We start from the raw sequence: 22,032 nt of genomic DNA, 5'->3' as shown, positions 1-22,032 counted from the left end.
GTCAGCGCCCCTGTGCCTTGAGTCGCCGGTCGAGCGCCGGGTAGACCCGCCGGGCGTTGGTCTCACAGACGGCGGCCAGGTCGTCGGGGGAGAGGCCGGCGGCCTCGACGTACCGCAAGGTGTCGTCCCAGGGGATCCCGGTCGCCGGGTCGGCGCCGCGCACCGCGCCGAGCATCTCGGAGGAGAAGAGGATGTTGGTGCTCGGCACCACCCGGGTGAGCAGGTCGATGCCGGGCTGGTGGTAGACGGCGGTGTCGAAGAAGACGTTCCCGAGCAGCTCGGCGGGGTCCGGCCAGCCGTTGCGCATGGCCAGCCCGCGATAGCGGCCCCAGTGGTAGGGAACGGCGCCGCCGCCGTGCGGGATGACCAGCCGCAGGCCGGGGAAGCGCTGGAAGAGGTCGCCCTGCAGCAACTGCATGAAGACACTGGTGTCGGCGTTGAGATAGTGCGCGCCGAGGGTGTGGAAGTTGGGGTTGCAGGCGGTCGACACGTGCACCATGGCGGGGACGTCGAGCTCCTCGATGACCTCCCACAGCGGGTTCCACGACGGGTCGGTGACCGGTCTGCCGGCCCAGGTGCCGGAGGGGTCGGGGTTGACGTTCACGCCGACGAAGCCGAGCTCGGTAACGGTGCGCCGGACCTCGGCGATCACCCCGGCCAGCTCGCCCGAGGGCGTCTGCGGCAGCTGCGCGACCGGCGCGAAGTGCTCCGGATACAGCGCGCAGACCCGGTGGACCAGGTCGTTGGACGCGCGCGCCCACGCGGCGGCGACCGCGGTGTCCGGCACGTGGTGCTCCATGCCGGACGCCTTGGGGGAGAACAGCATCACGTCGCCACCGCGCTCGCGCAGGATGCGCAGCTGGTTCGGTTCGACACTCTCCCGCAGCTCGTCGTCGCTGACGGGCGCGAGCTCGGCGGTCTGGCCGGCGAGCTGGGCATCGCGGAACGCCTGCAGTTGCCCCGGGGCGGTGGTGTAGTGGCCGTGGACGTCGATGATCATGCGTCGTTCTCCTTCGCCCAGTCGGCGTAGTCGACGTAGCGGGTGCCAGCCTTCTCGACGAGCGGGCGCATGTCGTTCACGTCGAGCGCGATCTCGCCGGCGGAGTAGCGCGCCCGGGAGCGGGCCTCCTTCTCCTCGCGCGACTTGGCCGCGGCGAGCACCTCGGGAGCCGCGAGACGGGGTACGACGACCACCCCGTCGTCGTCGGCCACGATCACGTCGCCGGGGCGCACGATCCGGCCGGCGATGCTGATCGGGACGTTGACGTCGCCGATCACGCCCTTGCCGGTGCCCTCGGCGGAGATGCACTTCGACCACACCGGGAAGCCCATCGCGAGGAGGTCGGCGACGTCGCGCACGCCGGCCTCGATCACCAGGCCCCGGACGCCGCGGGCCTGCAGGGAGGTGGCGAGCAGGTCGCCGAAGTAGCCCATGTCGCAGGGGGCGGTCGGGGAGACGACGAGGACGTCCCCCTCGCCGCACTGCTCCACCGCGACGCCGATCGTGGTGTTGTCGCCGGGCGCCACCGTGACGGTGACGGCACTGCCGGAGATCCGGGTGCCGGACTGGATCGGGTTGATGTGCGAGCCGAGCAGACCGGTGCGGCCCTGGGCCTCGTGGATGGTGGCCACGCCGTACTCGCCGAGGGCGTCGACCACCGCACGCTCGGCGCGCGGGGGGTGGGTGACGACGATGCTCATCGAACGGCCCCGCCGGCCTGGCCAACCAGCTCGGGCATGAGCGAGATGTGGATTGCGTCCTCCTCGGTCTCGCCGGCGAGCACTCGGATGGCGTGGTCGACCTGGTCGATGCCGTAGCGGTGGGTGGCGAGCTTCTCCAGCGGGAAGCGGCCCGAGGCGAGCTGCGCGACGGCCAGCTCGCAGGCGTTGAAGGAGTGTCCGCGAGCGGACTTGATGGTGATCGCCTTCTCGGTGACCTGCTTGACCGGGAAGTCGGGGAATGCCGCCAGCTCGCCCTGGATCAGCAGCGTGCCCTCGCGGCGCTTGAGCACGTCGATGCCGAGCAGCACCGGCGCGGTGCCGGCGCGGGAGGTGCAGTCGAGCACGAAGTCGACGCCCCGGCCGTCGGTCAGGTCCATGACCTTCTCCCGCGGATCCTCCTGCAGTACGTCGATCACCTCGTCGGCGCCGAGCTCCTTGGCGAGGTCGAAGCGGCGCTTGTCCCGGGTGGTGCCCGAGACGATGATCTTCGACGCGCCGGCCTGCTTGGCGGCCACCAGCTGGGAGAGCCCCTGCTGGCCGGGGCCCTGGATGAGGACGGTGTCGTTGTAACCCACGCCGGCGGTGAGCAGCGCCCACTCGATGCCGTTGGAGAGCGGCATCACCAGGCCGGCCTGCTCGGCGGTGATGGTGTCGGGGATCTTGTGGAGGACGGCGTTCCACGGCAGGTACATGTACTGGCTGAAGCCGCCCCACAGCGTGCCGGGGTTGTCGGCGGAGGTGTAGCCGAAGCGGCGGGCGTGGGGGTTGGTGCGCCAGTCGGTGGCCTCGCAGTGGCGGTACTCGCCGATGCGGCACCACTCGCAGTTGAAGCAGCCGACGTAGTGCTCGACGAAGACCCGGTCGCCCTCGCGGAGGCCGTGGCGGGCCTTGAACTTCGCGCCCGCCTCGGCGATGACGCCGACGTTCTCGTGGCCCATGATCACCGGGCCCCGCGTCGCGGGGCTGGTCGGCGGGTTGCTGTAGAGCTTCACGTCGGTGCCGCAGATGCCGGCCACCTCGACCTGGAGGAGCGCGGAGTCCTCGTCGATCTCGGGCCGATCGAACTCGCGCATCTCCGTCGTCCCCGGGGCGGTCCGGACGGCCGCCAGCACCTTCTGAGTCATCGACGCTCCTTCATTGGCAGAATGGTCTAACCAAACATACTATGGCGACGTGAGGTGGGTCACCACCCCGACGGCGGAACTCCGTTACGACGGCGAGCCCACGACCACGAGCCCATGACCACGAGCCAGGAGCTGCGATGCCCGAGTTGTTCACCCTCACCCGCGCCCAGGGCGCCAACCAGGCGTTGGTCGACCACGCGATCGCGCCCGAGGGCTGGACCCTCCGCTTCGCCGACGAGCCGGTCCTGGTCAAAGGCTTCCGGAAGATGGTGCGCAACAACGAGTACGACGTGGCCGAGCTGGCCGTCACGACGTACCTGACCGCCAAGGAGCACGGCGCGGCGTTCACCGCGCTGCCGGTCTTCATCGTCCGCGACTTCCACCACGGCAAGACCCAGGTCCTCGCGGACGGGCCGATCAAGACGGCCGCCGACCTGGCCGGCAAGCGTGTCGGCGTCAACCGCGGCTACACCGTGACCGCGGGCGTCTGGGCGCGCGCGGCGCTTGCCGACGCCGGCCTCGACCTCTCGTCGGTGACGTGGGTCCTCTCCGGTGACGAGCACGTCGCGACCTACGTGCCGCCGTCGAACGTCGTCTCCGCGCCCGAGGGCCGGTCGCTGGAGGAGCTCCTCCTCGCCGGCGAGCTCGACGCCGTCGTCAACGCCGGCATCGAGAACGACGCCGTCGTCTCGCTGCTGCCCGAGAACGCCAGCTGGGACTCGCTGCGCGAGACCGGCTTCGTCCCGATCAACCACCTGGTGGTGATCCGCGACGAGCTCCTCGACGCCAACCCTGGCCTGGCCGCGGCCGTCTTCCGCGCCTTCGCCGAGGCCAAGCGGCCCTACCTCGATCGACTCCGCAACGGCGAGGGCGACGCCGGGCAGGACCGGCTGCTGCGCAAGGCCATGGAGATCACCGGGGCCACCGATCCGCTGCCGTACGGCGTCGAGGTCAACCGCGTCGCGCTGGAGAAGCTGATGGAGAACGCCATCGCCCAGGGCATCCTCACCCGGCCGGCCGCCGTCGAGGACGTCTTCGTCCCCGAGACCCTCGGGCTGGTGGGCTGATGCGGGTCGCACTCTGTGGCGACCACCACGGCGTCGCGCTCAAGACCCGGCTCGGTGCCTGGCTGGTCGAGCGCGGCCACGAGGTCACCGACATCGGCGGTAACGACGCCGAGGCGGTCGTCGACTACCCGCCGCTGTGCGCGGCGGTGAGCCGGATGGTCGCCGGCGGGAGTGCCGACCTGGCGATCATCCTGGGAGGCAGCGGTCAGGGCGAGGTCATCGCGGCGAACAAGGTCCACGGCGTCCGGGCCGGGCTCGCATACAGCCGGTTCGCGGTCGAGATCTCGCGCGGCAACAACGACGCGAACGTGATGGTGATCGGCACCAAGGTGGTCTCCGACGAGGAGGCGCTCGAGCTGGTCGGGCTGTGGCTGGCCACGCCGTTCAAGGGCGGCGACCACCAGCGCCGGATCGACCAGATCAGTGCGATCGAAGCGGCTCGTCCAGGCGTACCGCGGGAATGATCGGCATCCCGGTGGGAATCTGCGTCAGCGCGGTCTCCGCCAGCGGGGTGCCGGTCGCCAGGTGGAGGAGCACCCGCAGCGCGTTGCCGTGCGAGACGACCAGCGCGCGGCGGCCCTCGGCCAGCAGCGGGCACAGCACGTCGTCCCAGTAGGGCCGCATCCGGACGGCGACGTCGGCCAGGCTCTCGGCCCGCACCAGCCGCGCCTCCGGCGTGTCGGCGTAGCGACCGTCGGCGAGCTGGGCAGCCAGCGCGTCGGTGCCGGCCGGCGGCGGTGGCACGTCGACCGAACGACGCCAGCGCTCGACGTCCTCGGCGCCGTACCGGGCCCGGGCGAGGTCCTTGTCGAGGCCCTGGAGCGCGCCGTAGTGACGCTCGTTCAGCCGCCAGGAGCGGCGCAGTGGCACCTCCCACCCGGCCGTCTCGGCGACCAGATGGGCGGTGTTGATCGCCCTGCCCAGCACGGAGGTGTGGACCTCCGTCGGCCGGAACCCGGCGAGGCCGCGGCCGGCGCCGTGAGCCTCGCGGATGCCGCGCCGGGTCAGGGGCACGTCGAGCCAGCCGGCGAACCGCTCGTCGACGTTGGCGGTGCTCTCGCCGTGGCGGAGCAGGACGAGCGGTCCCATCAGTGCTGACCCAGGAAGGCCAGGATCCGTGCCGGCGCGGTCTGCGGGGTCTGCTCGGCAACCGGGACGTCCCAGTACTCGTGGGCCGGCAGACACTCCTGCAGGTAGCGGGCCGCCGAGGGGGCGTGGGAGGCGTCCTGACCGGGCACGATCAGGGCGGGTACGTCGAGGGTCATCAGGTCCTCCGGCTCCACCCCAGGCACCGTGTCGCGGTCGAAGAGAGCGCGCGCGCTGCCGGTCGCGATCGCCTCGTAGCGGGCGCGGTCGAGGGCGGCGTACGACGCCGCGAACGCCTCGTCGGTGCGCAGCGGCGCGGCCCACGGCCCCACTCGCGGGTCCTTGCTGAAGCCGGCGCTGGTGCCACGGGCCAGCTCCACTACCGCGGGCAGGCCGTGCTCGGCGACGAAGGCCAGATGGAGGGCGAAGCGGCGATGCTGCGCCATCCGGTAGCGCGGCCCGCCGGCGGGGGAGAAGAGCACCATGCTGCGCACCCGCTCCGGCGCGGCCACCGCGAGTGCCGCGGCGGTGGAGCAGCCCACGCAGCCGCCCATGGTGTGGGCGGAGTCGATACCGAGCTGATCGAGCAGCCCGCGTGCCTGGACGACGTACCGCTCCCAGGTGAGTCGCTCGACCCGACCGCCCGAGCGGCCGGCCTCACGCCTGTCGAACACGATGCAGGTGTAGTGCGGGGAGAGCGCGTCGACGAACCCGAGGTCGCGGTAGCGGCCGAAGCTCGTCCAGTTCTCCAGGCTGGAGTCGAAGCCGCCGGGGCTGAACATCAGCAGTGCCGGACCCTGCCCGACGGTCTCGTAGCGGGTCTCGATGCCGTCGATGGTGGCGATGGGCATGGCTGCTCCTAGATCGTGATGCCGCCGCGGATCTGCCGGCCGGCGCGGATGTCGGCGGCGCACGCGCTCAGGGCGTCGTAGGCGAGCCGGCCCACGTTGAGATAGGTGTCAGGCTCGCGGTCGACGTTGGCCGCGTTGTACCCGATGGCCGCCGTGGCCATCCTGATCCGCCCGTCCAGCCACGGCCCACCGCCGAAGCCGCCGAGCACCGGGATCGAGACGGCCGCCACCACCGCCGGCCCGACGACCGGGCCGGAGTTGGTGAAGTTGAGCGCGACGGCTCCGGCCGACTCGAGCCGCTTCGCCTCGGTGACGAGCTCCTCGAGCATGGCGTCCGGCACCTGGACGGCGCTGGCGGCCGAGTACTCGATCCCGTACTTCAGCGCGGTCTGCGGGGTGATGCCGAACTGGGCGAACACCGGGATCCCGGCCCGGGTCACCGCCTCGACCGCCTCGGGGAAGTCGGCCGCGCCGTCGAGCTTGACCAGGTCGACGCCGGCCTCCTTCACCAGCCGGATCGCCGCCTGCACCGCGCGGGCCGGGCCCTCCTGGAGCGGCCCGAAGGGGAAGTCGCAGCTGACCAGCGCCCGGGTGACGCCGCGCCGTACCGCCTTGGCCACGACGAGCATCTCGGCCATCGTGATCTCCAGCGGGTGCGGCTGTCCCCACAGGTTCACGCCGACCGTGTCGCCGACCGAGACGATCTCGACGCCGACCCGGTCGGCGATCCGCGCCATCTGGTAGTCCCAGGCCACCAGGCACACGCTCTTCTCGCCGGCCGCCTTCATGGCCTGCAGCGCGGGAATGGTGACCCGGTCCGCGCCACCCGTCGGGGCGGTCATGCGCGGGTCGCCCGGAGCAGCTCGACCAGGTCGTCCTCCTCGGCCGGCACCAGCAGGATGCGGGCGTAGGGACGCAGCACCGCCAGGGCGTCGTGGATGTGCTGCGCGTCGGTCACGACCAGCCCGGCGGTCATGATGCCGCGGACCTTGCACGCCGCCCCGATGGTGGCGACCGCCTCGGCGTTCGAACCCTCGGTGGCGACCAGCACCACGGTGTTGCTCTCCGCGATCTCTCCGGCCAGCGGGACCCGCTCGCCGGCCATGGTGACCAGGTCGAGTCCCGGGTCGACGGCGGTGTAGAACCTCGCCTGGCCCCAGGTCAGCTCCGAGGCGGACCGCACGATCCGCTCCGCCTCCGGGTCGAGGGCGATGACGCGAGTGTTGCGTGCCGCGGCGAGCGGGTAGTCGATGCGGAACGCGGCCTCCTCGGCCGTCGCGGCACGGGAGCAGGCGCTGACACCAGCGAGGACTGACACGGCGTACCCCTCTCTCAGACGGTGGTCTGCGGAACGCCTGGCTTGGCGATCATGGCCTCGCCGATGCCCTCGACGAAGGACTGGTCCGCCGGCAGTACGACGGCAACCGACCGGACGTGCTGGTCCTGGGGGCGGTTGCCGACCGGCTCCGTGCCGTTCTCGGCCAGGGCCAGCGCGGCCTTGCGGAGCTTCTGCCGGGCTTTGATGATGCCGGCGTCGGTGGCGACCAGGCGCTCCTTGGTCCGGTCGACGATCGGGCCCATCGACTCCTGCAGCGAGGCGTCTTGCAGCGCGATGCCGTGGATGCCGGAATAGGTCTCGCCGCGACGCTGGGCCTCGCGGTCCATCAGGTAGTCGTTGTCCTTGTTGGCCAGGGGGCGGTAGCTGGCGTCGTTCGCGCTGTGCACGCCCTTGCCGGCGCGCATCGCGGCGACCTCGTCCTCGGTCAGCTGCCGGGTCGGGTGGTAGTCGAAGCTGTAGGCCCAGCAGTTCTCGTCGTCGATCGGGACCCAGAAGTGGCCGTGCACCGGGTGGTCGCCGCGCGGCGGGACCATGGTGAAGTTGGGCAGCACCCACGGCGTCACTCGCCAGTAGTAGTGGCCCTCCTCGGCGTTGCGGCGGGCCCCGATGAGCAGGCCGCCCTCGTAGTCGACGACCTCGAAGAACGGCTTGAGGTCGCCCTTGTTGTAGGCGTTGCCCTTCGAGCCCTTGAAGAGCGGGTCGCTGTCCAGGTTGCCCGAGTGCAGGAAGGTGACGTGGCTGGAGTCGATGCCGCCCTCGAGCGCCTGCAGCCAGTTGCACTCCTGCAGTCGCTTGGAGGTGAACGCCTGACCCTCGGGCACGGTGACGAACTCCCACTCCGGCAGCTCCGGCTGCTTCGCCGGGTCGCCGAGGTAGGCCCAGAGCACGTCGCCGCGCTTGACCAGCGGGTAGGAGCGCAGCTTCACGTTGGCGCAGAAGTTGCTGGTCTCCGGCTCGCTGGGGACCTCGATGCACTGGCCGGTGACGTCGTACTTCCAGCCGTGGTAGGGGCAGCGCAGGCCACCCTGCTCGTTGCGGCCGAACCACAGCGAGATGCCGCGGTGTGCGCAGAACTCGTCCATCAGCCCGTAGCGGCCCTCGGAGTCGCGGAACGCGATCAGCCGTTCGGAGAGGATCTTGACCCGCACCGGCGGGCAGTCGTTGGCGGGCAGCTCCTCGGCCAGCAGCACCGGCTGCCAGTAACGACGGAACAGCTCACCCATCGGGGTGCCCGGTCCGGTCTGGGTCAGCAGCTCGTTGATCTCGGTGCGCAGCATCTGGGGTCCTTTCGCCTTTAAGGGAATAACTATCAGACCATTAGCCTGGCGACAATGGGTCTGAGTGGATCGAGGTGGGGGTGAGGTGGGCGCTGCGGTGGGCGCTGGGGTCCGAAGGGGCTATGGCTGCGTCGGCGGTACGTCGACGACCAGGCCGTCAAGCTCGTCGGTGATGGCGATCTGGCAGCTGAGCCGGCTGGTCTCGCGCCGCTCCTCGACGCCCAGGTCGAGCAGGTCGTCCTCGAGTTCTCCGGGGCCGCCGACGAGTTCGCTGAAGTCGTCCCGCACCCAGACGTGGCAGGTGGCGCAGGAGTTGTTGCCGCCGCACTCGCCGACGATGCCGGGGACGCCGTTGCGCACCGCGGCCGACATCACCGACTCGCCGACGGTCGCGTCGACGATCCACTGGTCGTTGTTGACGCTGACGTAGACCACCTTGGGCACTGACAACTCCTTAGATCGGCTAATGGCCTAACCAATATACCAAGAGTGTGACGTGCGTCAACAAGGCGGCACGGAACGCGACGACGCCGGCGCGTACGACGTACGCGCCGGCGTCGGCCCGTTCAAAGGTCAGTTTCGGCTAGAGGTCGAGCTTGTAGCCCAGCCCGCGCACGGTGACGAGGAACTTGGGCTCGCTCGGGTCGGGCTCGAGCTTGGCCCGCAGCCGCTTGACGTGGACGTCGAGGGTCTTCGTGTCGCCGACGTAGTCGCTACCCCAGACCCGGTCGATGAGCTGGCCGCGGGTCAGCACCCGGCCCGGGTTGCGCAGGAACATCTCGAGCAGCTCGAACTCCTTGAGCGGCAGCCGCTGCTCGTTGCCGTCGACGGTCACGACGTGCCGCTCGACGTCCATCCGGACCGGTCCGGCCTCGAGGGTCGCCGGCGCGAGGTCGGGTTCCTGGCCGCGGCGCAGCACGGCGCGGATGCGCGCGACCAGTTCGCGCGGGCTGTACGGCTTGGTGACGTAGTCGTCGGCGCCCAACTCGAGCCCGACGACCTTGTCGACCTCGTCGTCCTTGGCGCTGACCATGATCACCGGCACGGTCGAGGTGGTGCGGATCTGGCGGCACACCTCGGTGCCGGGGATGCCCGGCAGCATGAGGTCGAGCAGCACGATGTCGGCGCCGTTGCGGTCGAACTCCTTCAGCGCGGTGTCGCCGTCCGCGGCGATCGCCACCTCGAAGCCCTCCTTGCGCAGCATGTAGGAGAGCGCCTCGCTGTAGCTCTCCTCGTCCTCGACGACGAGTACCCGGGTCACGGGCGTTCCTCCCTTGTCTTGTCGGAGCTGGTCTTGTCGGACCCGGCGGCCGTGGCGACCGCCTGGTCGGCCCTGGCCGGCAGGTGCTCCGGCAGGGTGAGGGTGAAGGTCGAGCCCTGGCCCTCCACGGACCAGACCCTGACCTCGCCGCCGTGGGTGGCGGCGACGTGCTTGACGATGGACAGTCCCAGGCCGGTCCCGCCGGTGGAGCGGTGCCGGGCCGGGTCGACGCGGTAGAACCGCTCGAAGATCCGGTCGATCTCCTCCTGCGGGATGCCGATGCCCTGGTCGACCACCGAGATCTCGACGGCGCCCTGGTCGGCGCGGGTGCTGACGGAGACGCTGGAGCCGGGGTCGGAGTAGGCGACGGCGTTGGAGACCAGATTGGCCACCGCCGCCAGCACCTGCTCCTCGTTGCCGAAGACCTGCAGCCCCTTGGTGCCACCGGAGATCACGGTGATGTGCTTCTCGTCGGCGTCGATCGCGCTGGTGTCCACGGCGGTGGCGATCACCTTGTCCACGTCGACGGCGACGGGCGCCTCGAGCGGCTCGTCGCCCTGCAACCGGGAGAGCTCGATGATCTGCTGGACCAGCTGGGTCAGGCGCTCGCTCTCGGTCAGCATCCGCCCGGCGAAGCGGCGTACCGCCTCGGGATCCTCGGCCGCGTCGCTGACCGCGTCCGCCAGCACCCGGATCGCGCCGACCGGGGTCTTCAGCTCGTGGGACACGTTGGCCACGAAGTCGCGGCGTACCGCCTCGACACGGCGCTCGCGGGTGCGGTCCTCGACGAGGGCGAGCACGAGCCGCGAGCCGAGCGGAGCGACCCGGGCGGTGACGTGCCGGGCAGGTACGCCGGCCCGGCTCATCACCAGCTCGGTCTCCCGGATCTGGCCGTCGCGGCGGACCTGGTGGACCAGGTCGGCCAGGTCGGTGGAGAGCAGCGACGTACCGCGGACCAGGCCGAGGGCGTAGGCGGGCGCGGACGCCTTCAGGACGGTGTCGTCGTCGTCGACGATGACGGCGCTGCTGCGCAGGACCGAGAGCACCGTCGCCACCTCGGGCGGCACCACCGGCTGCTCCACCGCCGGCATCCGGCTCTGCTGTCGCTCGCTGATGTGCCACGCGAGCGCGGCCGAGCCAGCGACGACGGCGCCGAGCAGCGCGGCGAGGAACGCCTGCGTCGTCGCATCCACGGTCCCAGCGTAAGGCTCCGATTCACCTGGGGTTCGCCATCCGGACCCCGGATCAGACAACGTTCACCCATGGTTCACCCATCAACCCCGAGTGGTCATCTATCCTCCGTACGCTTCGCACCATGCGCTACGCCTTCCATGACCAGCTCGACGGAGTCTTCACCGACCTCGCGGCGATCTGCCGCCGGGTGGAGGAGGCGGTCCGGCTCGCCACCGAGGCTCTCCTGACCGGTACGGCGGACGTCGCCGAGCGGGTGATCAGCGGGGACGTCGAGATCGACCAGGCCCGCGAGCGGGTCGAGGACACCGCGTTCTCGCTGCTCTCGCTGCAGGCCCCGGTGGCCGGCGACCTGCGGGTGGTGGTGGCGGCGCTGCGGATGGTCAGCGAGCTGGAGCGGATGGGCGACCTGTCGGTGCACGTGGCCAAGATCGCCCGACTGCGTACGCCGAACATCGCGGTGCCCGAGCAGGCTCGCCCGATCATCGCCCGGATGGCCGAGGTGGCCGAGGACATGGTGTCCCGCACGGCGGCGATCATCGCCGAGCGCGATGTGGACCAGGCTGCCGAGCTGCGCCGCGACGACGAGGAGATGGACGGCCTGCGCCGGGCCAGCTTCGCCGAGCTGCTCGGCGACGACTGGACCGCGGGGGTGGAGGCGGCCGTCGATGTGGCTTTGCTGGGTCGCTACTACGAGCGCATCGCCGACCACGCCGTCTCGGTGGCCGGCCGAGTGGTCTTCGTCGTCACCGGGGAGACCATGGCCTCCTGACGGGCCTCCCGAGCAAGTCGGCGCTCAGCGGCCCTGGTTGGCGACCGCAGCCGCGGCGGCGGCAGCCGCCTCGGGGTCGAGGTACTCGCCTCCGGCCACGGTCGGCCGGAACTCGTCGTCGAGCCGGTAGACCAGCGGCTGCCCGGTCGGGATGTTGAGCCCGGCGATGTCGGTGTCGGAGATGCCGTCGAGGTGCTTGACCAGCGCGCGAAGGCTGTTGCCGTGCGCCGTGACCAGCACGGTGTGGCCGGCCCGGAGGTCCGGCACGATCGCCTGCTCCCAGTAGGGCACCAACCGCTCGACGACGTCCTTGAGGCACTCCGTACGCGGCACCTCGATGCCGGCATAGCGCACGTCGTCCACCTGTGAGTACTGGTCGTCGTCGGCCAGCGGCGGAGGCGGTACGTCGTACGAGCGGCGCCAGAGCTGGAACTGCTCCTCGCCGAACTTGCGCAGCGTCTCGGACTTGTTCTTGCCCTGCAGCGCGCCGTAGTGCCGCTCGTTGAGCCGCCAGTCGCGCCGGACCGGGATCCAGTGCCGGTCGGCGACGTCGAGTGCGATCGCGGCGGTGTTGATCGCGCGGCGCAGCAGCGAGGTGTGGACGACGTCGGGCAGCAGCCCGGCCTCCGCGAGGAGCCGGCCACCGTTGACCGCCTCCTCACGGCCCTTCTCGGTGAGGGCGACGTCCACCCAACCGGTGGAGAGGTTGAGTGCGTTCCACTCGCTCTCGCCGTGGCGGAGCAGGATCAGTGTCGGCATCAGGCGCCGGGGATCGCGGGCAGGGTCGGGTAGGAGCAGTCGTAGGCGCCCGAGCCGCTGGCGCTGCTCGACTCCTGCGACCCGGCGTTCGCGTTCTTGCCCGAGCCGCTCTGCGGCGCGACCGAGGCGTAGTCGCCGCACTTGGTGACGACCGGGGTCTGGACGACCGCCGAGCTGCCGTCGCTGAAGGTCAGCTTCACCGGCACGATGCTGCCGGCCTTGAAGTCGCCGGTGACGGTGATGCCGCCGACCGACGGGTCGGCCATGTTCACCGCCCCGGTGTCGCCGACGGCGACGGGCGTGAAGTTCTTCGCCGTGAGGTCGTACTTGCTGTCCGGGCCGGCGCTGATCTGGTCCAGCTTGGGGGCGTCGGAGGCGTCGGTGACCGGGTCGGCGGTCGGGTTGAGCGCGATGGTGGCGACGAAGACGCCCTGGCCGTCCTGGGAGGCGACGATCCGGGCGGCGAGCACGCGCAGACCGGTCTTGCCGATGTCGTAGCCGCCGTTGGCGATGACGTTGGGACGGTCGGTCGCGTAGTCGAACCCGCACGAGCTCAGCACCGGCACGGCCAGGCAGAGGAGGCCGGCGGCCAGGGCGAGCTTGCGGCGAAGAGGCGTCGTCACGGGCGACATGCTAGCGGCCGCTGCCGGACCGGTGTTCTCCAGGTTGCCCGTTGGGCCGGTCAGCGCCGCAGACCGACGTCATCGGCGACGTAGAGCAGCGCCGCCGCCACCACCGCGGTGTAGAGGCCGGCCAGGACGAGCAGCCGGGTGGCGCCCATCCGCAGGCCGAGCTTGAGCGGCAGGTAGGTCCAGCCGTCGGCGTTGTCCGCGACCAGGCCCCACAGCGCGCAGAGCACGTGGACGCCGATGCCGAGCAGCGCAGCCAGCCCGACGAGGGCCGGCTGCGGCGGGCCGCCGTGGCTGCCGCCGCCCCAGCCGCCGTAGGAGAGGAACGCCGGGTAGAGCGCGAAGGCCAGTGCCCAGGTCAGCCAGGAGAGCAGGCCGCGGCGCAGGACCACGTTGCCGATCATGCCGACCGCGACCGAGGCCAGATAGCACAGCCCGGAGGCGACCCCGTTCGAGATCGCGAGGGGTACGACGAGCAGCACCGCGCAGCACAGCGCGAACCACACCGTGCCCGCGTCCAGGCGCCCGTCGGCGATCGGCTTGCCCGGCCGGTCGTGGGCCAGGTCGGCTTGCTCGTCGACCAGGTCGTTGTGCCAGCCGAGGACTACCTGCCCGACCAGCACCGTGCCGCCGACCAGCGCGATCTCGCGGGCGGGCCGGCCGTCGAGCGCGGCCGCGGCGGCCAGCACGAGGGCCGTGATCAGGGCATGTCGCGGGTGTGCGGCGCGCGCCAGCAGGAGGGGCGTCCAGTCGCGCAGCCGCCGTCGTCGTACTGCCGGCGCAAGGGCCTGCGAGGGCGACTTCGACATGTGCGAAGTATGCAGGTCAGGGCCAGGAACCACGGGGAGGACGTGGCCCACGCCACAGGCCCGGATCACACCACCGGGCCATATGTCAAGCCCGGATAGGGGCCCTGACCTGCATAAACGCGAAATTCGTCGACTCGAAACCGTGGTAGACTCGGGTGTCTAGGAAGGGGTACCTGACATATGACTTTCACTGTCGGCGAGACCGTCGTCTATCCGAACCATGGGGCAGCCGTCATCGAGGACATCGAGATGCGGACGATCAAGGGCGAGGAACGGCAGTATCTCGTGCTGAGGATCATCGCGCAGCAGGACCTCGTCGTTCGGGTTCCTGCCTCCAATCTCGATCTCGTCGGTGTCCGCGACGTCGTCGACCGTGATGGCCTCGACCGGGTCTTCGAGATCCTTCGTGCTGCTCATGTGGAGGAGCCGACCAACTGGTCGCGCCGCTACAAGGCCAACCTGGAGAAGCTGCACAGCGGCGACGTGAACAAGGTGGCCGAGGTCGTCCGCGACCTGTGGCGCCGTGAGCGCGACCGTGGGCTGTCGGCCGGCGAGAAGCGGATGCTGGCCAAGGCGCGCCAGATCCTGGTCTCGGAGCTCGCGCTGTGCGAGCACACCAACGAGGACAAGGCGGAGGCACTCCTCGACGAGGTCCTCGCGTCCTGATCGCCGAGGACGCAACACCGGCTCTGGGATCCGTGGTCGAGACCGACCGCGGATCCCTGCCGTTTGCGCTCATCCACGGTGAGGCGCTGGTCGCCTGTGCCGCGTGGGCGCTCGGCGAGGCGGGTGTGACGCCGATCGACCTCGCCACCAGCTGGGAGGCCGTGGTCCAGTCCGGTGAGCCGTTCGTGCTGCACGACCCGCTGTGCCCGATGACCCCGGCCGGCTTCATCGCCGCGTGTGTGGAGGCGGCGGTGGCGCGGGAGGCGGTCGTGGTCGGCGTTCGGCCGGTCACCGACACCGTCAAGACGGTCGAGGACGGCCTGGTCGGCCGCACCCTCGACCGCGACGACCTGCTCGCCGTCACCTCGCCGATCGTGCTGCCGCCGGCCGTGGTGGCGGCCCTCGATGACCAGCCCGCCGGCGACTTCGCCACCCTGACCACCGCCCTGGCCGCCCGCTTCCCGGTCACGACCCTGCAGGCCCCTCCGGAGGGGCGTCGGGTCGCGGACCTGGACGACGTACGCCTGCTGGAGGGGCTGACTGCAGCACGGAGGTAGTTCGGGGAGAAACGGTCGCTCTACTGGTGAGTAACCGACCGTTTCTCCCCGAACTACCCCTGCAGGGTGCCGGCCAGCGCCACGTCCTCGGGGAAGGTGACCTTGAGGTTGAGCGCCGTCGACGGTACGGCGGCGATGCGCACCTCGGAGTGCCGCTCCAGGCAGCCGGCGGTGTCGGTGAACTCCTCGCCGGCCTCGGCGGCGGCGTCGTAGGCGCGCAGCAGGTCCGCGGCGCGGAAGGCCTGCGGCGTCTGCACCCCGACCAGCTCCCCCTCGACCGGCGCAAGGGCGCGGGTCAGCAGGTGGCCCAGCGGGGCCGCGGGCAGGGCGCCGCCGTGGACCCGGGCGGCCTCGATGACGGCGGCGTAGAGCTCGGGGGAGGCCAGCGGCCGGGCGCCGTCGTGGATCGCCACCACGTCGACCATGCCCGCCTCGATGTCGCGGCGCAGCACCGCCAGTGCGCGGGCCTCCGAGGCGTGCCGCGTCGCGCCGCCGGCCACGAGCAGCACTTCGCGGTCCCCGAGTATCGGGACCAGCGCCTCGCCAACCGCCTCCTCCTCGCCGGGGCGGGCGACGACCACGATCCGGGCCACGTCCGGGACCGCCAGTGCGGCGGTGACCGAGCGGCCGAGCACGGTGGTGTCGCCCAGGGGCAGCAACACCTTGTTGCGGTCGGCCCCCACCCGAGAGCCGGAGCCGGCGGCGAGGACGACCAGAGCAGCGGGCATGCGCGGAACCCTACTGAGGTGTTAGCACGGCTGTTACACGGCGTAACACCGCAGCGCACTCCCGCCGCCTACGTTCGGGGCGCTATGACACCGCGACGGGGCGCCGGACACACAGCCGAGGACTGGCAGCCGGTGTGCCGGCTGGAGGACCTCGCGGTGGACCGTGGCGCGACGGCGCTGGTGCACGGCCAGTCCGTCGCGCTGTTCCGCACCGCCGACGACCGCGTCTACGCGCTGGGCAACCACGACCCGTTCGCCAAGGCGTCGGTGATCGCCCGTGGCATCGTCGGCCAGCGCGACGGGGTGCCGTTCGTGGCCTCGGCGGCCCACCGGCACGGCTTCGACTTGCGCACCGGGCGGTGCCTGGAGGACGACCACGTGTCGGTGCCGGCGTACGAGGTCAGGATCGTGGCCGGTGTCGTCCAGGTCGGCCGCCGCCGGACGGTCAGCTGAGCAGGACCGCCGTCGCGATCGCGGCGACGCCCTCGCCGCGTCCGGTCAGGCCCAGCCCGTCGGTCGTGGTGGCGCTCACCGTGACCGGGGCACCGGCCGCGTCGGAGAGGGCGCGCTGCGCCTCGGCACGGCGCGGGCCGAGCTTGGGCTCGTTCCCGATCACCTGGATCGCGACGTTGCCGATCTCGAAGCCCGCGGCACGCACCCGGCGGGCGGTCTCGGCGAGCAGCGTGGCGCCGGCCGCACCGGCCGACTCCGGCCGCGCCGTACCGAAGTTCGAGCCGAGGTCGCCCAGCCCGGCGGCGGACAGCAGCGCGTCGCAGGCGGCATGAGCGGCGACGTCGCCGTCGGAGTGGCCCTCGAGGCCGACCGGGGAGTCCGGCCAGGCTAGGCCGGCCAGATGCAGGGGTACGCCGGGGGCGAGCCGGTGCACGTCGGTGCCGATGCCGATCCGAGGTGGGTTCACGATGCTGATCATGCCCGAGGGGCGCTGCGGCACACTGGGGGAGTGACCGAGCCTCGCTGGCAGTGGGCCGCGGCCGGGGTGGTCGCGGGTGGCTCGGGCCTCGCCACCAGCTGGCTGGCCGCCGACGCCCTGCATGTGCGCGCCTCGCCCGTGGTGGCGGTGGCCGAGTGGGTGATCCGACACGTTCCCGGTGGGCTGGCCGAGTCGGCGATCCAGCACCTGGGCCATCGCGACAAGCCGGTGCTGGTCGGCGTGATCCTGGTGGTGCTGGCGATCGTCTTCGCGGTGCTGGGCCTGCTCGGCCGACGGCGCTGGTGGCCGCCGGTGCTGGGCTTCCTGGTCCTCGCCGCGATCGGTGGGTTCGCCGTCGGGGCGGAGAAGGCCGAGGGCAGCGGCGCCCAGATCGCCGTGGTGGTCGGTCTGCTGACCTGGGTCGGCGCGTTCGGCATCGTCACCGAGCCGCTGCGGATGGAGCCGGCGGGCGACCGGCGCGCGGTGCTGCGACTGGGCCTGGTCGCAGCCGCGGGGGTTATCGTCGCCGTGGTGGCACCGTACGCCGGGCGCGGTCGGCGGGCCGTGGAGGCCGCCCGGGAAGCGCTGCGGCTGACCGAGGTGACGCCTCCCGTCGTACCCGCCGGTGCGGACCTCGGGCTCGCGCAGCCCTGGCTCACCCCGGCGGGCTCGTTCTACCGGGTCGACACCACCATCTCGCCGCCCTCGGTCGATCCCGACGGCTGGCGACTGCGGATCCACGGCATGGTCGACAAGCCGCTCACGCTCACCTTCGCCGACCTGCTGGCACGGCAGCGCACCGAGGCATGGATCACCCTCAACTGCGTCTCGAACCCGGTCGGCGGCGACCTGATCGGCAATGCCTGGTGGAGCGGCGTGCTGGTCCGCTCGCTGCTGGCCGAGGCGGGGGTGCGCGAGGGCGCCGACGCGGTGCTGCAGACCAGCGCCGACGGCTGGACCTGCGGGACGCCGCTGACGGCGCTGACCGACGAGCGCAACGCGCTGCTGGCGGTGGCGATGAACGGCAAGGCCCTGCCCATCGACCACGGCTTCCCGGTGCGCACCATCGTGCCGGGTCTCTACGGCTACGTCAGCGCCTGCAAGTGGGTGGTGGACCTCGAGGTCACCACCATGGACAAGGCGGTCGGCTACTGGATCCCGCTCGGCTGGGCGGCGCAGGGGCCGGTGAAGCTGGCCAGCAGGATCGACCGGCCCGGCTCGGGCGACGTGGTGCCGGCTGGCGACTACACGCTGGCGGGCGTCGCCTGGCAGCAGGAGACCGGGATCGCGAAGGTCGAGGTGTCGGTCGACGGCGGTCCCTGGGTGGAGTGCGACCTGGGCACGGCGCCCGACACCGAGACCTGGGTGCAGTGGAAGGCCGTCGTATCGCTGAAGTCCGGGCACCACTCCGCACAGGTGCGAGCGGTGAACCGCGCCGGAGAGGTGCAGACCGCCGTCCGGACGAGCGAGGCGCCCGACGGCGCCACCGGCTGGCACCGGGTCGACTTCGAGGCTTCGTAGCCGGACGTCTCCTTTCATTAGACTCTCGGGGTGACGTTCCGGCTCTATGACTCAGCGACCCACGAGGTGCGTGACTTCGTGCCCCTTGTCGAGGGCAAGGCGTCGCTCTACGTCTGCGGCCTGACCCCGCAGTCGGAGCCCCATGTGGGCCACCTGCGCTCGGGGGTCAACTTCGACGTGCTGCAGCGCTGGCTGCGGCACAGCGGCTACCAGGTGACGTTCATCCGCAACATCACCGACATCGACGACAAGATCCTGGCGAAGTCGGCCGAGCAGCGCAGGCCCTGGTACAACCTCGCCTACGACGTGCAGCGCTCGGTGACGCACGCCTACGAGCTGCTCAACGTCGCCCCGCCGACCTACGAGCCGCTGGCCACCGGTCACATCCCCGAGATGGTGGAGCTGATCGCCGAGCTGGTCGAGCGTGGTCACGCCTACCAGGCACCCGACGGCTCGGGCGACGTCTACTTCGACGTGCGCAGCTGGAAGCCGTACGGCGAGCTCACCGGGCAGGCCGTCGAGGACATGGAGGCCGCCGCTGACGCGGACCCGCGCGGCAAGCGGGACCCGCGCGACTTCGCCCTCTGGAAGGGCCGCAAGGACTCCGAGCCGGCGACCGCGTCGTGGCCCTCGCCGTGGGGCCGCGGGCGGCCGGGGTGGCACATCGAGTGCTCCGCGATGGCCGGCAAGTACCTCGGCCCGGCGTTCGACATCCACGGTGGCGGGCTCGACCTGCGCTTCCCGCACCACGAGAACGAGCAGGCCCAGTCCCGCGCGGCCGGGCGCGACTTCGCGTCGTACTGGATGCACAATGCGTGGATCACCACCGCCGGCGAGAAGATGAGCAAGTCGCTGGGCAACTCGCTGACCATCCCGGCGGTGCTGGAGCGCTTCCGCGGCATCGAGCTGCGCTACTACCTGGTCTCGACGCACTACCGCTCGCACGTGGAGTTCAGCTTCGACGCACTCGAGGAGGCGGCGGTCGGCTTCGCCCGGATCGAGGGCTTCCTGGAGCGCGCGGGCGCGGCCGGCGCGGGCGTCGTCCCGGACGAGTTCGCCGCGGCGATGGACGACGACCTCGGTACGCCGGCGGCCGTCGCCGTCCTGCACGAGACCGTCCGCGAAGGCAACCGCAAGCTCGCCGCGGGCGAGTCCGCGGCGGCGGAGGCGGCGGCCGTGACGGCGATGCTCGACGTACTCGGCCTGGACCCGGCCGATCCCGCCTGGGGCGGCTCGGGCGACGGCGACGGGAAGGCGGCGGCGGCCGTCGGCGCCCTGGTCGCCGGTCTGCTGGAGCAGCGCGCGGCCGCCCGGGCGGCGAAGGACTGGGCCCGCGCCGACGAGATCCGCGACCAGCTCAAGGCGGCCGGGATCGAGCTCGAGGACACCCCCGACGGACCGAAGTGGAGCCTGGCGTGAGCGGCCGCTGCATGCTCGTCGAGGTAGGCAGCCGAACCAGCACATCCCGTGCGGAGTTCCACCAGGGAAGTGTCGGTTGCCCTGCGTACCTCGACGAACCAACACGAGCCAGGAGGCCCTGATGGCGGGCAACAGCCAGCGCCGCGGCGCGATCCAGAAGTCGAACAAGAAGGGCGCGACCGTCGGCTCCGGCGGTCAGCGCCGACGCGGGCTGGAGGGCAAGGGCCCCACGCCGAAGGCGGAGGACCGGCCGTATCACAAGGCCTACCGCAGCAAGCAGCTCGCCGAGCGCAGCGCCTCCAAGCGGCAGGGCGGTGCCGGCGGGCAACGTAAGCGCGGCACCGGCGACGCCGAGTGGATCATCGGCCGCAACCCGGTCGTCGAGGCGCTGCGCGAGGGCGTCCCGGCCAACGCGGTCTACGTCGCCGAGGGCGCCGAGCGGGACGGCCGGCTGCGGGAGGCGTTCCAGCTCGCCGCCGAGCTCGGCATCGGGCTGCTCGAGGTGGCCAAGCCCGAGCTGGACAGGCTGACCGGGTTCAACGGGCACCAGGGGCTGGCGGCGCGGGTGCCGGCGTACGAGTACGCACACCCCGGCGACCTGCTCGACCGGGCCTCCGACGAGGGCGAGGACGCGCTCATCGTCGTACTCGACCATGTCACCGACCCCCGCAATCTGGGGGCAGTGGTGCGCAGTGCCGCGGCGTTCGGCGCGCACGGCGTGGTCATCCCCGAGCGGCGCGCGGCCGGCATGACCGCCGCCGCGTGGAAGACCTCGGCCGGAGCGGCCGCGCGGATTCCGGTCGCGCAGGCGGTGAACGTGACGCGGGTGCTCAAGGAGTACCAGGACGCGGGCTGCCAGGTGATCGGCCTCGACATGAACGGCGACCTGTCGCTGACCGACATCGCCGAGGTGGCCGACGGGCCGCTGGTGATCGTGGTCGGCGCCGAGGGCGGCGGCCTGTCCCGCCTGGTCGCCGAGACCTGCGACCGGATCGTGTCGATCCCGATGGCGAACGCCGTCGAGTCGCTCAACGCCGGCGTCGCCGCCTCGGTGACCCTCTACGCGGTCGCGCAGGCGCGCGCCTAGACTCCTGCGTCGGCGGGCGTGGCGAGCGCCTCGTCGGGCCGGCTCAGCAGGACCGAGTCCATGTAGTCGCGGGCGGCGTCGAGGAGCTTGACGCTGTGGCCCGCTCGTTCGGAGAGGTACCAACGGTGCACCAGGATCTCGTGGAAGATCTCCGCCGGCTCCAGCTTGCCGCGGGCGGTCTCGGGGATCATCGCCACGATCGGCTCGTAGATCTCCTTCAGCCAGCGCTGGGCGACGACCTCGCGGGAGAGTCCGCCCAGATCGCGTGAGGCGGTGTACGCCGCGATGTCGTTGAGCATCCGGCGGGCCTGCTCATCCTCGGCCTGGATGCCGGTCAGGCCGCGCAGCGTGCGCTGGTGGTGGCCGAGCTCGACGACCCGGGGCCGCAGCATCACGGTGTCGCCGTCGTAGTCGGTGACGATGTCGAGCTCCTCGACGTCGAAGCCGAGGTCGTTGAGCCGCTCGATGCGGCGCTCGATCTGCCACATCTCGCCGACGGGGAAGCGGGTCTCGGCGGTCAGCTCATCCCACAGCGCCTCGTAGCGGTCGCGCAGCTGGGCCACCACGCCCTCCACCGGGAAGTCGGCCGGCAGGGCGCCGCTGGCCTCCAGGTCGAGGATCTCGGCGTACACGTTCTCCGCGGCGACCTCCAGGTCGTAGGCACGCATGCGATCCGAGATCGAGGCGCGCAGCTCGCCGGTCTCGGCGTCGACCAGGTAGGCGGCGAAGCCGCCGGCGTCGCGGCGGAAGAGCACGTTGGAGAGCGACACGTCGCCCCAGTAGAAGTCGGTCAGGTGCAGCCGGACCAGCAGCACGACCAGCGCGTCGATGATCCGGGGCAGGTCGTCGGCGGTCAGGCCGTGCTCGAAGAGGCTGCGGTAGGGCAGCGAGAAGCGCAGGTGCTCGGTGAGCAGCGCGCTGGGCAGCTCGTTGCCCTGCTCGTCCTCGCGGCCGGTCACCACCGCCTGCGGCACCACCGCGGGCACGCCCAGCCGCTGTAGGTCGCGCAGGGTGCGGTACTCGCGGAACGCGATCGGCTCCTGGGTCTCCTTGACCGCGTAGATCCGGTCGCCGAGCCGGACGATCCGCACGACGTGGCGAGACAGGCCCCGCGCCAGGGGTACGACGACGTCGTCGGGCCACTCCTCGAGCGGCGTCGACCAGGGCAGCGTCACGATCGCGGGATCGGGGCGACTGGCGACGATGCGCAGTGCCATGGCTCAAGCCTAGGGGAGC

26 protein-coding genes are annotated in these 22,032 nt (G+C 71.5%); 9 read left to right on the top strand and 17 right to left on the bottom strand.

Annotated elements, in window-relative coordinates; translation table 11 throughout:
• Position 1: 1 nt before the first annotated feature.
• Genes VHA72_RS11625 through VHA72_RS11615 form a run of 3 tightly spaced genes read right to left on the bottom strand, consistent with a single transcriptional unit; the run spans position 2 to position 2,846 of the window.
• The gene (locus VHA72_RS11625; RefSeq protein WP_325575359.1) at positions 2–1,000 is read right to left on the bottom strand and encodes an amidohydrolase family protein; all 999 of its coding nucleotides are present in this window, start codon (positions 998–1,000) and stop codon (positions 2–4) included.
• A complete protein-coding gene (locus tag VHA72_RS11620; RefSeq protein WP_325575357.1) occupies positions 997–1,701 on the bottom strand; it encodes a 4-carboxy-4-hydroxy-2-oxoadipate aldolase/oxaloacetate decarboxylase in 705 nt (234 codons plus the stop codon). The genes VHA72_RS11625 and VHA72_RS11620 overlap by 4 nt, the downstream gene beginning before the upstream one ends.
• The gene (locus tag VHA72_RS11615) at positions 1,698–2,846 is read right to left on the bottom strand and encodes a zinc-dependent alcohol dehydrogenase (RefSeq protein ID WP_325575355.1); all 1,149 of its coding nucleotides are present in this window, start codon (positions 2,844–2,846) and stop codon (positions 1,698–1,700) included. The genes VHA72_RS11620 and VHA72_RS11615 overlap by 4 nt, the downstream gene beginning before the upstream one ends.
• A gap of 137 nt (positions 2,847–2,983) precedes the next feature.
• On the opposite strand from VHA72_RS11615, the gene VHA72_RS11610 reads away from it, so the two are divergent.
• On the top strand, positions 2,984–3,913 hold the full coding sequence (locus VHA72_RS11610) for a PhnD/SsuA/transferrin family substrate-binding protein (protein WP_325575353.1): 930 nt from the start codon (positions 2,984–2,986) through the stop codon (positions 3,911–3,913).
• The gene (locus VHA72_RS11605; RefSeq protein ID WP_325575351.1) at positions 3,913–4,377 is read left to right on the top strand and encodes an RpiB/LacA/LacB family sugar-phosphate isomerase; all 465 of its coding nucleotides are present in this window, start codon (positions 3,913–3,915) and stop codon (positions 4,375–4,377) included. The genes VHA72_RS11610 and VHA72_RS11605 overlap by 1 nt, the downstream gene beginning before the upstream one ends.
• Here the strand turns inward: VHA72_RS11605 and VHA72_RS11600 are convergent.
• The 8 genes from VHA72_RS11600 to VHA72_RS11565 all read right to left on the bottom strand — a co-directional run bounded on the left by VHA72_RS11600 (position 4,334) and on the right by VHA72_RS11565 (position 10,920).
• Complete coding sequence (locus VHA72_RS11600; RefSeq protein ID WP_325575349.1) at positions 4,334–5,002, bottom strand: 2,3-bisphosphoglycerate-dependent phosphoglycerate mutase; 669 nt, start codon at positions 5,000–5,002, stop codon at positions 4,334–4,336. The genes VHA72_RS11605 and VHA72_RS11600 overlap by 44 nt on opposite strands.
• Positions 5,002–5,850 carry an alpha/beta fold hydrolase gene (locus tag VHA72_RS11595; RefSeq protein WP_325575347.1) on the bottom strand — a complete coding sequence of 283 codons (849 nt, stop codon included), beginning with the start codon at positions 5,848–5,850 and terminating at the stop codon, positions 5,002–5,004. Before VHA72_RS11595 ends, VHA72_RS11600 begins: the two co-directional genes overlap by 1 nt.
• Positions 5,851–5,858: 8 nt before the next feature.
• On the bottom strand, positions 5,859–6,692 hold the full coding sequence (locus VHA72_RS11590) for a 3-methyl-2-oxobutanoate hydroxymethyltransferase (protein ID WP_325575345.1): 834 nt from the start codon (positions 6,690–6,692) through the stop codon (positions 5,859–5,861).
• Positions 6,689–7,168, bottom strand: coding sequence for a hypothetical protein (locus VHA72_RS11585; RefSeq protein ID WP_325575343.1), 480 nt, complete (start codon positions 7,166–7,168; stop codon positions 6,689–6,691). The genes VHA72_RS11590 and VHA72_RS11585 overlap by 4 nt, the downstream gene beginning before the upstream one ends.
• 14 nt (positions 7,169–7,182) lie before the next feature.
• Positions 7,183–8,466, bottom strand: a complete 1,284-nt coding sequence (locus VHA72_RS11580) for an aromatic ring-hydroxylating dioxygenase subunit alpha (RefSeq protein ID WP_325575341.1) — start codon at positions 8,464–8,466, stop codon at positions 7,183–7,185.
• A gap of 120 nt (positions 8,467–8,586) precedes the next feature.
• A complete protein-coding gene (locus VHA72_RS11575) occupies positions 8,587–8,910 on the bottom strand; it encodes a 2Fe-2S iron-sulfur cluster-binding protein (RefSeq protein ID WP_325575339.1) in 324 nt (107 codons plus the stop codon).
• A 139-nt stretch (positions 8,911–9,049) separates the two neighbouring features.
• Positions 9,050–9,727 (bottom strand): response regulator, encoded by a 678-nt coding sequence (locus VHA72_RS11570; RefSeq protein WP_325575337.1) that lies wholly within the window; start codon positions 9,725–9,727, stop codon positions 9,050–9,052.
• Positions 9,724–10,920 carry a sensor histidine kinase gene (locus VHA72_RS11565; RefSeq protein ID WP_325575335.1) on the bottom strand — a complete coding sequence of 399 codons (1,197 nt, stop codon included), beginning with the start codon at positions 10,918–10,920 and terminating at the stop codon, positions 9,724–9,726. The genes VHA72_RS11570 and VHA72_RS11565 overlap by 4 nt, the downstream gene beginning before the upstream one ends.
• A gap of 122 nt (positions 10,921–11,042) precedes the next feature.
• Between VHA72_RS11565 and phoU the strand changes: the two genes are divergently transcribed.
• Positions 11,043–11,690 carry a phosphate signaling complex protein PhoU gene (phoU, locus tag VHA72_RS11560; RefSeq protein WP_325575333.1) on the top strand — a complete coding sequence of 216 codons (648 nt, stop codon included), beginning with the start codon at positions 11,043–11,045 and terminating at the stop codon, positions 11,688–11,690.
• 24 nt (positions 11,691–11,714) lie between these two features.
• Here phoU and VHA72_RS11555 read toward each other — a convergent pair whose 3' ends face one another.
• Genes VHA72_RS11555 through VHA72_RS11545 form a run of 3 tightly spaced genes read right to left on the bottom strand, consistent with a single transcriptional unit; the run spans position 11,715 to position 13,887 of the window.
• Positions 11,715–12,452, bottom strand: coding sequence for a phosphoglyceromutase (locus VHA72_RS11555; RefSeq protein ID WP_325575420.1), 738 nt, complete (start codon positions 12,450–12,452; stop codon positions 11,715–11,717).
• On the bottom strand, positions 12,449–13,072 hold the full coding sequence (locus VHA72_RS11550; RefSeq protein WP_325575329.1) for a hypothetical protein: 624 nt from the start codon (positions 13,070–13,072) through the stop codon (positions 12,449–12,451). Before VHA72_RS11550 ends, VHA72_RS11555 begins: the two co-directional genes overlap by 4 nt.
• Before the next feature lie 59 nt (positions 13,073–13,131).
• Positions 13,132–13,887, bottom strand: coding sequence for a UbiA prenyltransferase family protein (locus VHA72_RS11545; protein ID WP_325575327.1), 756 nt, complete (start codon positions 13,885–13,887; stop codon positions 13,132–13,134).
• Positions 13,888–14,067: 180 nt separating this feature from the next.
• On the opposite strand from VHA72_RS11545, the gene VHA72_RS11540 reads away from it, so the two are divergent.
• Both VHA72_RS11540 and VHA72_RS11535 read left to right on the top strand, forming a co-directional pair.
• Positions 14,068–14,553, top strand: coding sequence for a CarD family transcriptional regulator (locus VHA72_RS11540; protein WP_325575325.1), 486 nt, complete (start codon positions 14,068–14,070; stop codon positions 14,551–14,553).
• A 32-nt stretch (positions 14,554–14,585) separates the two neighbouring features.
• The gene (locus tag VHA72_RS11535; protein WP_325575323.1) at positions 14,586–15,110 is read left to right on the top strand and encodes a 2-C-methyl-D-erythritol 4-phosphate cytidylyltransferase; all 525 of its coding nucleotides are present in this window, start codon (positions 14,586–14,588) and stop codon (positions 15,108–15,110) included.
• 53 nt (positions 15,111–15,163) lie between these two features.
• On the opposite strand, the gene VHA72_RS11530 is transcribed toward VHA72_RS11535, so the two are convergent.
• A complete protein-coding gene (locus VHA72_RS11530) occupies positions 15,164–15,838 on the bottom strand; it encodes an IspD/TarI family cytidylyltransferase (RefSeq protein ID WP_325575321.1) in 675 nt (224 codons plus the stop codon).
• 84 nt (positions 15,839–15,922) lie between these two features.
• Between VHA72_RS11530 and nirD the strand changes: the two genes are divergently transcribed.
• Positions 15,923–16,291, top strand: a complete 369-nt coding sequence (gene nirD / locus VHA72_RS11525) for a nitrite reductase small subunit NirD (RefSeq protein WP_325575319.1) — start codon at positions 15,923–15,925, stop codon at positions 16,289–16,291.
• On the opposite strand, the gene ispF is transcribed toward nirD, so the two are convergent.
• Positions 16,284–16,769 carry a 2-C-methyl-D-erythritol 2,4-cyclodiphosphate synthase gene (gene ispF / locus VHA72_RS11520; protein WP_325575317.1) on the bottom strand — a complete coding sequence of 162 codons (486 nt, stop codon included), beginning with the start codon at positions 16,767–16,769 and terminating at the stop codon, positions 16,284–16,286. The genes nirD and ispF overlap by 8 nt on opposite strands.
• A gap of 30 nt (positions 16,770–16,799) precedes the next feature.
• Here ispF and VHA72_RS11515 point away from each other — a divergent pair, with 30 nt between their 5' ends.
• From VHA72_RS11515 to rlmB, 3 genes are all read left to right on the top strand, one after another.
• A complete protein-coding gene (locus VHA72_RS11515; RefSeq protein ID WP_325575315.1) occupies positions 16,800–18,290 on the top strand; it encodes a molybdopterin-dependent oxidoreductase in 1,491 nt (496 codons plus the stop codon).
• Positions 18,291–18,320: 30 nt separating this feature from the next.
• Positions 18,321–19,709: a cysteine--tRNA ligase gene (gene cysS, locus VHA72_RS11510; RefSeq protein WP_325575313.1), complete on the top strand. Its 1,389-nt coding sequence runs from the start codon at positions 18,321–18,323 to the stop codon at positions 19,707–19,709.
• 121 nt (positions 19,710–19,830) lie between these two features.
• Positions 19,831–20,796 carry a 23S rRNA (guanosine(2251)-2'-O)-methyltransferase RlmB gene (rlmB, locus tag VHA72_RS11505; protein ID WP_325575311.1) on the top strand — a complete coding sequence of 322 codons (966 nt, stop codon included), beginning with the start codon at positions 19,831–19,833 and terminating at the stop codon, positions 20,794–20,796.
• On the opposite strand, the gene VHA72_RS11500 is transcribed toward rlmB, so the two are convergent.
• Positions 20,793–22,013: a DUF4032 domain-containing protein gene (locus VHA72_RS11500; protein WP_325575309.1), complete on the bottom strand. Its 1,221-nt coding sequence runs from the start codon at positions 22,011–22,013 to the stop codon at positions 20,793–20,795. The genes rlmB and VHA72_RS11500 overlap by 4 nt on opposite strands.
• Between the last annotated feature and the right edge of the window lie 19 nt (positions 22,014–22,032).

Origin of the sequence: Nocardioides sp. (assembly GCF_035547795.1) — a bacterium.
Classification (GTDB): domain Bacteria; phylum Actinomycetota; class Actinomycetes; order Propionibacteriales; family Nocardioidaceae; genus Nocardioides.
This window is presented reverse-complemented; position numbering and strand designations above follow the sequence as displayed.